This window comes from Bifidobacterium callitrichidarum, from assembly GCF_003129905.1.
In the GTDB taxonomy this organism is placed as follows: domain Bacteria; phylum Actinomycetota; class Actinomycetes; order Actinomycetales; family Bifidobacteriaceae; genus Bifidobacterium; species Bifidobacterium callitrichidarum.
Map to the genome: position 1 here is coordinate 1 of NZ_QFFM01000007.1, position 14,628 is coordinate 14,628.

Below are 14,628 nucleotides of genomic sequence, written 5' to 3' on the forward strand. Positions count from 1 at the left end.
AAGAGCCAGGCACGGTGGCGCCGGCCTTGGGGAGCTTCTGGAGGCCTGCGCGGATGGCGTTGCGGCTCTGCGGGTCGACGGCCACGGTCGGCTCGTCGAAGAAGATGAGGTCGGGTTTGTGGGCGATACCACAGGCGATGTTGAGACGCCTGAGGAGACCGCCGGAGAGCTTGCCGGGCCGGAATTTGCGGAAGTCCTGCAGTCCGGCGAATTCGATGGCCTCTTCGACCAGGGGCGCGCGTTCGGCCTTCTTCGGCACGTACAGTGAGCAGAAGTAGTCGATGTTCTCGGTGACGGTCAGTTCGTTGAACACGGCCACGTTCTGCGGAACGATGCCGATGCGGCGCTTGAGGTCGTATGACGTGGGCGTCATCGGCTGTCCGAAGACACGGATGGTGCCAGAATCGTAGGTGAGCAGCGCGAGGATGCAGTTGATTGCCGTGGTCTTGCCGGAGCCGTTAGGGCCCAGCAGGCCGAAGATCTCGCCCTGCTTCACGTCGAGGTCGAAGTAGTCGAGCGCCACCATGTCGCCGTACCGCTTGACGAGCTGGCTGACGTGGACTGCCGTGGTCGTCTCCACTTCGTTCGTCTCAGCCGGTGCGGTGGGCCCGGTGTCGGTGTGGGCTGTGATGTCGGTTGCCATGTTCGCTCCCTTCCTTGGATGACTCCATCATCCCAAGCGGGCGCCGCGACTCCCACCCACAAACGTCACGCCGTACGCTCCCGGCGATGACATTTGTCACGATGTTGACTTGCTAAGCAGGCAAACGGCCATTTGTCGGAGAGCCTTGTTCTAGCGGCGTAGGTAGTTCGATCTTCGATACATCGATTGCACCCGACATGAGTTTAGGTAGCAAAGAATCTCGAAGAGCGACAAGATTTTGTATCTTGTTTGAATTTGTCTGTAATAAATTAAATATAGGGATTACTTCTTTATAGAAAGAATCAAGACTCTTCTCGTCAGGAAGAGGAACATCTAATAATTCAAGTTCAGATCGAGACAATTCTGTTTGTCCGGTACTTCCTTTTGCCAATGATTCAAACAATGGTTCCGAAGAGAGTGCCCAACATCCAAGGAAAGGCATGAATCGCATGCTACAAGGACGAACGATTGTCACATGTGAATCGACGGTCATTTCTGTTGGACTAAAAAGTACTTGAGCACAACGGCCTAAAGTTCCAGTACCCGTCGAACAGATTAAAATATCACCATATTGAAGCTGCTTCTCACTTTTCTTAGGTGGCGTCATCTTCCTGGAAGGCACCAACGATACGGAATGATTCCGAATACATTTCTGATTCAACACGGTGTAGGAAGAAGAATCGTCATATTTTGGAGTTACGCCACGAGATACCAGTCTGGTACAAGCCTTCAATGCTGTTTTGGAATCGATGGCACTAGCCAATTCCTTATACAAGGTCATGGCCAGCTCCAACAAATGGCCGTTTGTCTGAGTGAGGTTATCAATTTGTGCGCTGATACTCCTGACCAAGGCGGTTAGTTTTAACTGTTTGTCATAGTCTGGTACCTTAATGTCAATAGCTTCTATGGTTGCCTTGGTCAGGGCATTCCTTGTTGCTCCTGAGGAGGCAATCTGTAGAAGAGAGTTTTTGCGATGCTCTAGAAACATGAGTAAATACAGGCTGTCAAGCTGCCCAGCTCTTGGCCTGATAATGCACACATGTTGATTGACGCGAGCTTTTTGAATGTTATCTGGGACAATGCAAGTACGTGCAACAGAATCTCCAGTGATGTTAAGTAGTACATCGCCGGGCCTAATCTGAACATTATCGAGTTTGGATGCTTGCTCGTCGTTGATGAAGGCTAATCCGTTATCGGAGAATTGCCAATCTAGTACATTTTGGCTACGTATAAGTGCGTAGTCTCCGCCTTGATATGAGTCCTTCCCTCCTTTTGGTGTTGCTCCACTACCGATTTTTGTGCATAGATTTTTAAGACGAGTCATTGTAAAGTCTCCTAGATTAGGTGCTGGCTGCGATCATGGATGCCAATCGCTGTAATAATGCTTTGCGCTTGCCGGGGAATGGTCTCTGTGATGCCGTCGATTAGAGAGAAGAACTTTTGGAAGAATGTGCCATAAGATTCTTTGTCCATTAGATATGCCAAATCGCATACCGTTTGGAAAACGGATTCATTGAGGCGATTGTCGTAGTGAGCACAATAACAGCGTTCGTCGTGGGCGCATAGATTCCTGAAGAATACAAGTCGATTGAATATGCGGTCAAGTTGTTTGATTGTAATCACCCGAGGCTTGGCGTGAGTGTCGGCATATAGTGCAGTAAAACTCTCCGCAATCGCGAGACGGACCTCTTTTGTCTGTGTCTGGAAAAACCAGACAGTCTGTCCCAGCGATAGGTCATTGGCCAGTACCCAGAACGGCACCTGACCATCTAAATCTTCCATACAATGTCGAATGTAAGTTTTGCCGCCGTATTCGCCCTTGTTATGCGGGTTGCCATCAAGCTCAAGAATTTTTGTAAATACTTTGTTGATGAGTGTCATGGCGCTGGAACGACGAGATTGGCTGTAATTGTCTGGGATAAGATATGGATTTACCTCATCGGGATGAAGTTTAGTGAATTCATGGGCGCAGGCTGCTTTCAGCGATGCTTCCGCTTGAGTAATACCCTCAAACAGTAATCCGCGAAGCTGTCGATCGAATGAAAACAATGCAAATAGGTCGTCGAAAGTGGTTCCTGGTAAGTAATGATCCTCATTCGTGTGTTTCAAATTTGCGTCGAGGAACAGATTCTTGTAGCCGTTGACGATGGAATAGTAGCCTTCTCGTCTGAGAGCGTGCACTGCGGAATCATGCACTATCATTCCACGTGACCGGAGAATGGCGATCTGCTCGTCCAGACTTTTGTAGGGCTTGTGCAGCATGTTTTCTCCTGTCGCTGAAAGCACTGAGGCCATCCCGTTTTGTGGGGATGGCCTCAGCGAACTGAACGTAGTCCAGCTTATTTCGCTGTTTCAGACTACACCCCTAACCGAGAGAACGCAACAACAAACAACAAGAGTTGGTGTCTATGCTCGTTGTTCTACGTGGCCACTCAGTATTGACGAATGCTCAAAAGCTTGAGCCTTTATACATTGTTCTTTATCAGTTGCGAGCTATCTTTACTTTCTTGATTGGTTGTAGGAAATGGTTGGCATCGATGTACAGATTTGTAAGTACTGGTTTCAGATCGATGTATTCCTCTTCTGGCGCGTTGTTATGCTTGTATTTTGCATCCACGACGAGGTATCCGTTATCCCATTGCTTGACATTGGTATACCGTTCCAATGAGTAGGGAGCGCGGAACTGAATACGAGCCTTGCCGTATTCAAACACGGTGAAGCCGTTCTCTGCACTGAGATATGCAGTATTTGCCTGCTCTGAACGGGTGCACGATGTAGCCACAGTGCGTCTCCTTTCGGCTTTACCGGGTTGATTTGTGCTGGTTTCGATTATAGGGGGATAACGCTGATTACCCCAGATACTTGCGATGCGACGCTTTCACGTTGCTTTGGCTGACCAATGCGTATTGCATGGTGGTGTCTATCTTGACGTGTCCGAGTAGTTTCTGAACCTGTTCCACTGGCATGCCGCGGTTTATGGCATTGGTGGCCATGGTGCGACGGAACTTATGTGGATGTATGCGGGGGAGTTGCAGCTTTCTGCCGAGAGCTCGGAGCCTGCTTTCCACGGAACAAATGGCAATGCGTTCGTGGTCACCGCTGAGACTGACGAACAGGGCGGGGTTGGCGTCATCGCGGCCTCGCAGATATTCTTCAAGATGAAGTTTGGCTCTGGCGTCGAAGTAGGCTTTTCGTTCCTTATTGCCTTTGCCCTGCACGATGCATTCACGCTCGTTGAGGTTGACGCTGTCACGGTTAAGCTTCACTAATTCGCCGACTCGCATGCCGGTGGAGGAGAGCAAGTCGATCATCGCGAGATCTCGTGGCGTTTCGCAGCCGTCGCGTAGACGCTCCATATCCTCATCCGAAATGGTTTCTTTGACTCTAATCGGAGCTTTCACACGGCGTATCTTGCGCGCTGGGCTTTTGACGATATAGTCCTCATCCTCTAACCATGAGAAGAAAGTGGCAAGAATACGGCGGATGTTGTCTACCGTGACCTTCCCCACAGCATGTGTCGTCTGGTATTCGGCGAGATAGGTTCGAAGTTGGTCGGTATCCACTTGAGTTAGGGGAGTGGTGGTTTTTCTGATGTAGTGAGTAAGTGTCGAATCATAGTATTTCAATGTGCGTTCGCTGCATCCTTCAAGTTCCTTGGCGGTAAGGAAGGAGTTCAGCAGTTCCATTGCTTCGTTGTCATTGCCAGCAAGATTATCTGTGCTGAGATTGGCTGACAGCACGGCTTTGAGCTGTCTGAGCTGTCGCGCATCCAACGTGTTCTGCATGGATTTCAAGATTGACTCGATGGTGTTGCTTCCTATCATGTGGAGCCTTTCGCCTCGATGCATGTATGAATACATATAGGCATAATGTGAATCGCAGAAAACAACGATGCTGACAGACAAACGGCCATTTGTTGGAGCTGTGCATTACCCGGTGGAGAAAGGCTCTTCAAAAGGGCAAATCCTCGATCTCCTTGGGAGAGATAATTCGGGTTGAAGACAGCAAACGAATTCCTCTTAGTAAGAAAGAACGTGAGAAGAGGAAAGGTAGATATCCATATTATGGAGCGGCAAGCGTCATGGATTACGTGAGCAGCTATCTCTTTGACGATGTTCGTTTGCTCATGGGGGAAGACGGTACTGTGACTGATGCATTCGGACATCCCTCACTTCAATACGTGTGGGGAAAATATTGGGTGAATAATCATGCGCATGTTCTTGCTGGCACGAAAGGTGTCACTACGGAGCAACTTTATGTCGCACTATCTGATTTACGCATTACGGAATATATAACGGGAGCCGTGCAGCCCAAACTTAATCAGAAAAATATGAAGTCGATTCCTGTTGAATGGCCCGATGCAGCTCCATCATTTGACTATGAATTCCGCCTATACCGGACGAATTGCAGTCAAATATCTCTACTAACAGAATTACGTGATGCCCTGCTGCCCAAACTGATGTCTGGCGAGCTTGATGTGTCGAGAATCGAATTGCCTACGCCGCCAACACAAATTCTGATGGGTACAAATGGCCGTTTGTCTGAGTGAGAGCACGGCAAGAATCTTCGATAGAATCAAGCAGAGTCACTGCCTTATCTTGATAATCCCTTGAGGGCACCGGAATAGGAAGAGAAGCAAATGCACGTTCATTGATATTTCCCCGTGTACTTCCGCTTATATGTGACGTTACCCAATCTTGGTAGCTCTTGCTCTGACAATAGTATTTTACCCATCGAGGGTTAATCAACGCTTTATCTAGAGTAAATCCGATAAGGAATCCGGCGAACACAAAATTTCCGTCACGAACATCATATAGATAATTCCGACCGACGCTCGCTCCTGTCCGAGCAAAAACTATATCCCCTTCCCGAAGCTCATATTTTTTTGAGTTCGTATCATCGATAGATTTAAGCCCAGACAAATTAAGGGTTCCATTATCGTTAATATCTGTAATACGGAGATATGTAGGTAAGTTTGGCGAATAGTCTACCGCCGAAGCCGCAATGCCGTACCGTCCTTTTCCAGTCAAGCACAATTCCGAAAGATTGACCTCAGAGCCCATACCCAATCGCCTCCAGATTCTTCTTGATTTCGGCTTGTAGTCGGTTGGATTCCTCGAAGCATTTGGCGAGTTCTCCGGTCAGACGCTTCATCTTCTCATCGAATGGCTCATCGTCCTCTTCTTGCTCAGCAATGCCGACATAGCGGCCGGGAGTAAGAATGTAATCCTGCTTGGCAATGTCTTCGATAGACACTGCGGCGGAGAAGCCTTTCTCCTCTTCCAGCGTCCCATCACGGAACGTATCAAACGTGGATGCGATCTTCTGAATATCCTCATCAGTGAGCGTACGCTGTGAGCGACTAATCATCGTGCCCATGTTGCGAGCATCTACGAACAGCGTCTTGGAATCAGCAGGACGCCCTTTGCGCAGGAACCATAGGCACACTGGAATCTGCGTGGAGAAGAACAACTGCGTCGGCATGGCAACAATACCCTCCACCAGTCCGGCGTTGACGATGTTCTTGCGAATCTCTCCTTCATTGTTCGTCTGCGACGACAGCGAGCCATTGGCGAGCACTAAGCCGATACGGCCAGACTGCGACAGGTGGTGAATCATGTGCTGCATCCATGCGAAGTTTGCATTGCCCTCGGGCGGCACGCCGTATTCCCAGCGTGGATCGTCCTTGAGCTTATCGCCACCCCAATCGGATAGATTGAATGGCGGGTTCGCGAGAATGTAGTCGAATCGCTCGGTGCGATGCAGATCGTTGAAGAACGTATCGTCGTTCTTTGGGCCAAGATCGGCATCAATGCCACGGATGGCGAGGTTCATCGTGGCCATCTTCCACGTTGTCGGGTTCGACTCCTGACCATAGACGGAGATGTTATTAATGTTGCCCTGATGGTTACGCACGAACTCGGCCGACTGTACAAACATGCCGCCCGAACCACAAGCCGGGTCATAGACACGCCCCTTGAACGGCTCAAGCACATTCACCAGAGTCTTCACCACGCATTTCGGCGTGTAGAACTCGCCGGCGTTCTTACCCTCCTGAGACGCGAACTGCGACAGGCAATACTCATAAGTGCGGCCAAGCAGATCATGGGTGTCTCCGTTCTCAGCCATCTTCACGTTGGTGAACAGGTCGACCACTTCCCCAAGCCGGCGCTTGTCCAGTTCAGGACGTGCGAAGTTCTTGGGCAGCACGCCCTTGAGTTTCTTGTTCTCCTGCTCGATGAGCCTCATTGATTCATCGATGACCTTACCGACTTCAGGAGTGTGTGCAGCCGCGGCCACGACTTCCCAACGGGCTTCTTTCGGCACCCAGAAGATGTTCTCGGACGTGTACTCGTCACGGTCTTCCTCGAATCCTTCGCCTTCGGCCACCAATTCGGCGTGTTTGGCCTCGAAGTTATCCGAGATGTACTTGAGAAAAATCAAACCGAGTACAACATTTTTGTATTCCGAAGCATCGATGTTGCCACGCAGTTTACAAGCCGCGTCCCAAATCTGCTCCTCAAAGCCCAGGGCTTTGGTGCTTGTCTTTTTCGCCATGAATCAGTTTCCCTCTCCGTAGTCAACCCACAACTCGCACTGCTGCATCACCGTCTCGATGGCCTCCGGCACCTCATCCGGCGGGTACTTATGCTTCTTCAGCAATCGTTTGATTGACTTACGCATGCGAGCGCGGGCATCGTCTTTCTTCTGCCAGTCTATCGTGCGGTTCCTGCGCAACGTGTCAGTCAGCTCTCGGGTGATAGCAACCAGCTCATCGTTCTCGTAGAAATCCTTGATAGCTTGTGGCTTAGTCAGTGCATCATAAAAGGCAAGCTCTTCATCATCCAGACCAAGCGTCTTACCTTCCTGCCGCGCGGCCATGATCTCCTTGGCCATATCCAACAGCTGCTGTATGACCTCGGCGTTGGTGAGCATGCCGTTGAGATATGCATTAACCGATTGCTGCAGCATCTCGGAGAACTTGCCAGCCATGACCACGCTCTTCTTGCGATATGCCTTGACCTGATCGTCAATCAGCTTGCGCAACAATTCCATCGCGAGATTCTTCTGCTTCATCTGTGCGACTTCGGCAAGGAAGGATTCATCAAACAGCGAGACCTCAACTGTCCGGTCTTCGAACAGATCGATAACGCCTTCGTTATGTACGCCTTGCTCCATGATGGCGGCGATTTGCTTGTTGATCTCCTTCAAAGACATGCGCGGATTGCCGGGATTAACGTTCAGCACTTTCAGCATCTGCGTGCGCAACACATCGATGTACGCTTCTTCGATCTTCAATTCATCAGCGACCATGCTGCGGCACAAGCCGAATGCTTGGGCCATCTCCTTGGCGCACTTGATAAAGTCCTTACGATCTTTCTCCCGCTCGGGATCAAGTAAGTAGTCCGCACCGTCCGCGATGGCTTCAGCCATCTGTTCGGCAGAATTGGTATGGATTCGGTTCTGATAATCCAAACCATGTAGAAAGTCTCGGCACGCACTCAGCTTGTCAAGGAACAACGGATATGCGGTGTCGGCCACGTTCATGTCGCCATACCGTTCACGATCACGCTTAGTGTAGTCGTGCATCGCGCGTTTCAGGGCACCAGCGATGCCGATGTAATCAACGATCAGGCCGCCTTCCTTGCCCTTGTACACACGATTCACTCGTGCCACAGCCTGCATGAGGTTGTGTCCTTTCATAGGCTTGTAGACGTACATCGTGGATAGCGAAGGTACATCGAAACCAGTCAGCCACATATCCACTACGATGGCGATTTTGAACGGACTGTCATCATCCTTGAACTCTTTAGCGAGCTCATCTTTATGGGCTTTATTGCCGATGACCTTATGCCATTCCTCCGGGTCCTGATTGGAAGACGTCATGACCACATGCACTTTGTCTTTCCATTGCGGGCGCAGTTCAAGGAACTTCTTGTACATACGCATAGCAATGGGCCGTGAATAGGCAACGACCAACGCCTTACCCGTCAGCTCGTCCGCGCGATTCTCCTCATAGTGATTCACGATGTCACGGCATAGGGAATCGATGGTCTCAGGAGCACCCAACACACTGTCCATCGTCGCCAAGTCACGTTTACTGCGATCAATAGCCATCTCATCGGCATCATCCGAGATGTTCTCGTACTGCTTATCCAATTCGCGGAGTATGTTTTCATCCAGCTTGAGCGAAACCACACGACTCTCATAGAACACCGGACGAGTGGCACCGTCCTCGACCGATTGGGTCATGTCGTACACGTCCACGTAATCACCGAATATCTCGCGGGTGGATTTATCCTGAGTCTCAATCGGAGTGCCGGTAAATCCTATATAGGAAGCGTTCGGGAGCGCTTGCCTGACTTTCAACGCATCACCCACTGAATGAGTACCATCCGCATGGAGTTTTATTTCCAGTCCGTACTGACTGCGGTGCGCTTCGTCGGCCATGACCACGATGTTGCGGCGTTCTGATAGCGGTTCATCGGATTCACTGAACTTCTGCATCGTCGTGAATACGATGCCGTTCGCCTGCCGATTGTTCAGGAGTTCGACAAGATTGTCACGGCTGACCGCCTGCTGTGGTTGCTGGCGCAGGAAATCTGCGCACTTGGCGAATTGTCCATATAGCTGCCCATCCAAATCGGTACGGTCAGTGGTCACCACAATCGTCGGGCTGTTCACCTGTTCAGCCAGCAAATGTGCGTAGAACACCATCGACAATGATTTGCCGGAACCCTGTGTATGCCAGAACACGCCGGCTTTGCCATCGCTGTTCATGGCGCGCAAGGTGCTCTCCACAGCCTTATGAACGCCGAAGTACTGATGGTACGCCGCTAGAATCTTTGCGGTTCCGTCCTCCGACTTGGAGAAGCAGATGAAGTTGCGAAGAATGTCAAGCAGCCGGTCTTTGGGGAACATGCCATCGAGCAGCGTGGTCCATCGGATAACGATCTTGTTGGCAATCTTCGAGTAATCGCCGTCAGCAGTCTTCCACTGCATGAAGCGATCCTCGCTGGCCGTGATGGTTCCGACACGGGTATCGCTCATATCCGTCATCACGCAGAATGCGTTATAAGCGAACAGTGACGGAATCACTTTCATATAGTTACGCAACTGCAGGTATGCATCCGATGCGTCGACATTCTCGCGCGACGGTGATTTCAGTTCAAACACCACCAATGGCATGCCATTTACGAACACGATTACGTCGGGCCGTTTCTCCTCATACTCAACGTACGTCCATTGGTTTACCACGTTGAATACGTTTCGATCAGGATGCTCGAAATCAATGATCCGCACATGGTCGGGAGTCATCTTTTCTCCGTCGAAAAACGATACTTCTACACCTGATTGCAGGTATTCCATGAACTGAATATTGCGTGTCAGCAGATCGACACCTTCGATATCCGACACCTTTCGGACGGCTTCCGCAAGGGCAGCCGGATGGATTCCCGGATTGATCCGGCGTAGGCAGTCTTCCAACACGCCAGGCAGCAAAACATCACGATATGACTCATCCGTGCGCTTCACTTCCGGCCCGTACAGCCATTCGTAGCCCAGAGATTGCAGACGTTGAATGACTGCATGCTCGAACATTGCCTCGTCAAATACGGAAAACTTCTTGTCGCTTTCCGGCTCGGACAAATGATCGTTCGCCATCAGAGTCTCCTTTGCCTCTTCGCACATTGAATAGCTGCTGGGAATACCAATCATGGTACTATCCTGCTCAATAACATGTCAGGTTAGACGCACGCCTTGGGAAAGCATCCCAGCCCGCAGCCTCTTCCCGACTTTAACGAGTAGGCTTATCCGTAGGGAAGGATTTGTGCCTCGGAGGTCTTATGCGAACGATGGCGGAGAAGGGGTTGCTGCTGGCGCTCGGCGTGGCGCTGCTGGCGATGCCGTATGCCGTCGGCAGCGAGGGCGCGCAGGATATCTCCGTGATGGGGTATGCGGGGATGATCGCCGGGCTGCTGGTCGCGGCGTCCGCGACGGGGCTTGCCGAATGGCTGGCGCGTGGGCCCTGGGCCTGGCTGCCGACGTGCGCATATGAGATGGCCGCCGCGGCGTTGCCTTCATGGACCGTGTTCCTGCCCGTCATCGCCTATGATGCGGCTCGCCTGACATCCTGCGTTCCATCTGTTTCGGCGCGAACCGCATCACCCACGACCGCATCCGGCACGATGCCGACCAGTACGACGAATACGTTCGCATCACGCTGGCGGGATGCGCTCCCCTATGTCACGTTGGCCTCTCGATGGTTGTGGCTGCTTCCGCTGGCGGTATCGACATGCCATATCCTCGTCACCGAAGACAGCTCCCAACCATCCTTCGCAAAAGGCGCGATATCGTTCATGCTCACTGTGGGAGCCACTGTGCTGGGCTTCGCACTGGGGGCGAGGACCACGCATGAGGACTCATTGCGGCGGCAGTTGCGCGCCTTGCAGGATCGGTCTCGGCAATCGGCCCGCGCCAATCGCCTGCGGCTCGCGGACGTGGACGAGGAGCGGGCGCAGTCGGTGCGCATGGCCACGCTCGGCGAACGTACGCGCATCGCACGCGAGATTCATGACAATGTGGGCCATCTGCTGACCCGAGCCATCATGCAGGCGCAGGCCGGCCGCGCCGTGGCCGATGCGACCGGCGATACCGTGGCCGCACAAGGTTTCGGCGCGCTTGGCGAGACGCTGAATGACGCGATGACGATGGTGCGCCGGTCCGTGCATGATCTGGAGGATGACGGCACTGATTTCGCCGCACAGATCGAGGCGGCGGTTCACTCGTTCGAGGGGGTCTCCCCCGGGTTCTCGATCCGGCTTGAGAACGATGTCACCTCGGCCCCGGCACCCGTATCCCGCTGTTTCGCCACGGTGATCAGGGAGGCCTTGTCGAATGTGGTGCATCACAGCCAGGCTCGTACCGCACAGGTCACGTTGCGTGATTTCCCCGCGTTCTGGCAGTTGGTCGTACAGGATGAGGGCCCGGCGAAACCAACGGTTGGCGGAACGTCTCGTACCGGTTCCGTCAACCGGCCTGGCGACAGGCTATCGGCCAATGAATTGCCTCGCGGCATGGGATTGGCGGACATCGAATCGCGTGTGCGGGCCATAGGCGGTACGGCGTTGTGCGGACCGTACGATGGCGGCTGGCGGGTGTTCGTTTCGGTACCGAAGCGGGCGTGGAACCATGCAAAAGTGTCGAATGACGGGAAAGCGAAAGGCACTGTATGAGAATCGCAATCGTGGATGACGATCCGATCGTCTGCCAGTCGTTGCAGACCATTCTGACGGCCACCGGCGCGGCGGACGTACTGTGGACCGCGAACGACGGCACGACCGCAGTGGCACGGTATTTCGAGACCCCGGCCAACCACCCGGATATCCTGCTCATCGACATCCAGATGCCCGGCAAAAGCGGTCTTGACGCGGCCGGCGAGATTCTGAGGAAGGACCCCGCCGCGCGCATCCTGTTCCTGACCACGTTCGCGGACCGGTCGTACATCGCGCAGGCCATGGCCCTCGGCGCCAAGGGGTATCTCATCAAGCAGGATGTGACCGCTGTGGCGCCGGCCCTGCAGGCGGTGATGGCCGGTCAGGTGGTGCTGGGCGCCGAGGTGCTCGGCAAACTCACCGGTTCCGCGGCGGGCAACGGCAACCAATCCGCAACCGGCAGCGGCGACATCGTGCACGGAGCGGGCCGGGCCTCCGGACGGACCGGCATCGACGGTATGACGGCATCGGATGGAGACGTCGTCACGGCATCGTCCAATGCGGCTCAACCGGAATCCCCCGCCGCACTGGCCGCGGACCGACGCGCGCTGGATGCGATGGACGAGCGCAATCGTGACATTGCGGCGCTGGTGGCGCAGGGATTCGACAACCGTGACATCGCGGCGAAGCTGTTCCTGAGCGAAGGCACCGTGCGCAACCGCATCAGCGCCATGCTGGACAAGCTGGGACTCACCAACCGCACCCAGCTCGCCATCCTCTGGATCAACTCGCACCGGTGAGACGGAACAACAATCGATGAGTTTTCTTATTGCTCGGGATCTACCCCTCAGCCGGCTCCGCCGACAGCTCGTCCTGCAATTAGGGACGGACTCCATCCGCGTTTCATGAGCTCGACTGTCGTCTCGCACATTGCCTGTAAACAGCTTTGCTGTTTACTTCACGGCAACGTCCTGACAAGGGGGAGCCAAGAAAATGACATCAGCTGTTCTTCATGACGATGCCGTCGACCACATTGGCCACGGCTTCGCAGTTGTCCGCGCACTGTTCGAGGTGGCGGAACACGTCGTGCCAGGCGAACACCTGCAGCGGGTCGGTGCAGGTGGTGTGCAGCGTGCGCATGGCCTCGATGAACACGTGGTCGGCGTCGGTCTCGATGGTGTTGATGGCGAACACGCGCTCGCGTAACGTCTTGGAGCGCTTGAACTGCGGCAGTTCGCCGACGAGCCCGGCGATCTGCTCGCAGCCGTGAACCACCATGTCCGTCAGCTGCAGGGCCTCGGGACGCATGTCGGTCACATTGTCGTAGTACATGCGGTCGAGCACGCCCTCGATGCTGTCGATCACGTCGTCGAGCACGTAGCTCAGCTGGCCGATGTCCTCGCGGTCGAACGGGGTGATGAAGGCGGTGACGAGCTCGTCCATCATCCTGTGACGTACCTTGTCGGCGGCCTGTTCGATGCGGTGCATCTCCTCCATGCTGTCCTTGAGCTGTTCGGAGTCGTAGCCGTGCATGACCTCGGAGAGCAGGTGCGCGGCCTGGCATGCGTATTCCGCGCTCTCACGGAACCCGTCGAAGTAGAAGGAATCGTTTTTTCTTGCCATTGCGGGGTTCCTTTCTAGAACACGAACATGAACAGTTTGGCCATGGCGAAGCTGATGAGGCCGCATCCGGGGAACGTGAAGACCCAGGTGAGCATCATGTCGCGCACTACGCCGAAGTTGATGGCGGACAGCCGGCGGACCGCACCCACACCCATGATGGCGCTGGTCTTGGTGTGCGTGGTGGAGACGGGGATGCCGAGCACGGTCATGACGAGCAGGCACAGCGCACTGGAAAGATCCGCGGAGAAGCCCTGGTATTTCTCCAGTTTGACCATGTCCATGCCCACGGACTTGATGATCTTCTCGCCGCCCACGCTGGTGCCCACGCCCATGATGGTGCTGCACAGGATCATGAGCCATACGGGGATCACCACGCCGACGACGCTCGACTGCCCGTTGCAGAACGCCATGCCGAGGAACAGCACACCGATGAACTTCTGGCCGTCCTGCGCGCCGTGCATGAAGCTGTTGGCCGCGGCGCCCACGATCTGCGCGTAGGTGAAGAAGCCGTTGGTGCGGCGTCGGTCGAATCCGGCGCAGATCAGGGTGACGATCTTGCACACGAGCCAACCCATGCCGAAGCCGATGATGAGGCTTGCCGCCAGACCGTAGAGCACCTTGACCCATTCGCCCATGTTGACGCCGGCGATACCGCCCTGGATGGCGATGGCCGCGCCGGTCAGGCCCGCGATGAGGCTGTGGCTTTCGGAGGTGGGGATGCCGAGCATGGAGGCGCCCACGCTGTAGACCACGATGGAGAAAAGCGCCGCGCACAGGGCGATGAGGGCCGCATGCGTGTCACCGCCGAAATCCACCATGGTGGAGATCGTGGAAGCCACCGAGGCGTTGAACTGGGTCATGAGGAAGACGCCCAGGAAGTTGAACACCGCCGCCATGATGACCGCGGAACGTACGCGCATGCAACGGGTGGTCACGCAGGTGGCGATGGCGTTGGGAGCATCCGTCCATCCGTTGACGAAGATGACGCCGAGCGTCAGCAACGTTGTCACGGCGAGCGCCGGGTTGGAGAACACCTGTTGGATGAAGTAGGCCAGGGATACGTCCACGGCTAGTCATCACCTTCTTCTTCGGGGGTGGCGGAAAGTCGTCACACCGATTGTAACCGATTGGTGACTACGTAGCGGTATT

13 protein-coding genes are annotated in these 14,628 nt (G+C 54.1%); 3 read left to right on the forward strand and 10 right to left on the reverse strand.

The annotated features are described in order from the left end of the window. The 5 genes from DF196_RS04205 to xerA all read right to left on the reverse strand — a co-directional run. A partial coding sequence (locus DF196_RS04205; protein WP_241519580.1) for an ABC transporter ATP-binding protein occupies positions 1-643 on the reverse strand: 643 nt, incomplete at its 3' end. Positions 644-755: 112 nt separating this feature from the next. Beyond that, entirely contained in the window at positions 756-1,967 is a 1,212-nt protein-coding gene (locus DF196_RS04210) for a restriction endonuclease subunit S (protein WP_109056640.1), read from the reverse strand. Between the two features lie 11 nt (positions 1,968-1,978). Further along, positions 1,979-2,905, reverse strand: a complete 927-nt coding sequence (locus DF196_RS04215) for an Abi family protein (RefSeq protein WP_109056641.1) — start codon at positions 2,903-2,905, stop codon at positions 1,979-1,981. Between the two features lie 220 nt (positions 2,906-3,125). Then, entirely contained in the window at positions 3,126-3,425 is a 300-nt protein-coding gene (locus tag DF196_RS04220) for a DUF7724 family protein (RefSeq protein ID WP_109056642.1), read from the reverse strand. Between the two features lie 67 nt (positions 3,426-3,492). After that, a complete protein-coding gene (gene xerA, locus DF196_RS04225; RefSeq protein WP_421728442.1) occupies positions 3,493-4,464 on the reverse strand; it encodes a site-specific tyrosine recombinase/integron integrase in 972 nt (323 codons plus the stop codon). Positions 4,465-4,619: 155 nt separating this feature from the next. On the opposite strand from xerA, the gene DF196_RS04230 reads away from it, so the two are divergent. Then, positions 4,620-5,192, forward strand: coding sequence for a restriction endonuclease subunit S (locus DF196_RS04230; protein WP_158276261.1), 573 nt, complete (start codon positions 4,620-4,622; stop codon positions 5,190-5,192). Here the strand turns inward: DF196_RS04230 and DF196_RS04235 are convergent. The 3 genes from DF196_RS04235 to DF196_RS04245 are packed head-to-tail and all read right to left on the reverse strand — an operon-like array spanning position 5,140 to position 10,306. Continuing rightward, positions 5,140-5,706 (reverse strand): restriction endonuclease subunit S, encoded by a 567-nt coding sequence (locus DF196_RS04235; RefSeq protein WP_109056645.1) that lies wholly within the window; start codon positions 5,704-5,706, stop codon positions 5,140-5,142. The two genes, DF196_RS04230 and DF196_RS04235, sit on opposite strands and share 53 nt — an antisense overlap. Further along, entirely contained in the window at positions 5,696-7,201 is a 1,506-nt protein-coding gene (locus tag DF196_RS04240) for a class I SAM-dependent DNA methyltransferase (protein WP_109056646.1), read from the reverse strand. Before DF196_RS04240 ends, DF196_RS04235 begins: the two co-directional genes overlap by 11 nt. A 3-nt stretch (positions 7,202-7,204) precedes the next feature. Then, positions 7,205-10,306 (reverse strand): type I restriction endonuclease subunit R, encoded by a 3,102-nt coding sequence (locus DF196_RS04245; protein ID WP_109056647.1) that lies wholly within the window; start codon positions 10,304-10,306, stop codon positions 7,205-7,207. 284 nt (positions 10,307-10,590) lie between these two features. Here DF196_RS04245 and DF196_RS04250 point away from each other — a divergent pair, with 284 nt between their 5' ends. Together DF196_RS04250 and DF196_RS04255 are read left to right on the forward strand one after the other, a co-directional pair. Then, complete coding sequence (locus DF196_RS04250; RefSeq protein WP_421728443.1) at positions 10,591-11,877, forward strand: sensor histidine kinase; 1,287 nt, start codon at positions 10,591-10,593, stop codon at positions 11,875-11,877. Continuing rightward, complete coding sequence (locus DF196_RS04255) at positions 11,874-12,656, forward strand: response regulator transcription factor (RefSeq protein ID WP_109056649.1); 783 nt, start codon at positions 11,874-11,876, stop codon at positions 12,654-12,656. The genes DF196_RS04250 and DF196_RS04255 overlap by 4 nt, the downstream gene beginning before the upstream one ends. Before the next feature lie 199 nt (positions 12,657-12,855). On the opposite strand, the gene DF196_RS04260 is transcribed toward DF196_RS04255, so the two are convergent. Beyond that, on the reverse strand, positions 12,856-13,479 hold the full coding sequence (locus DF196_RS04260; protein ID WP_109056650.1) for a DUF47 domain-containing protein: 624 nt from the start codon (positions 13,477-13,479) through the stop codon (positions 12,856-12,858). Positions 13,480-13,493: 14 nt separating this feature from the next. Next, positions 13,494-14,546: an inorganic phosphate transporter gene (locus DF196_RS04265; protein WP_109056651.1), complete on the reverse strand. Its 1,053-nt coding sequence runs from the start codon at positions 14,544-14,546 to the stop codon at positions 13,494-13,496. Between the last annotated feature and the right edge of the window lie 82 nt (positions 14,547-14,628).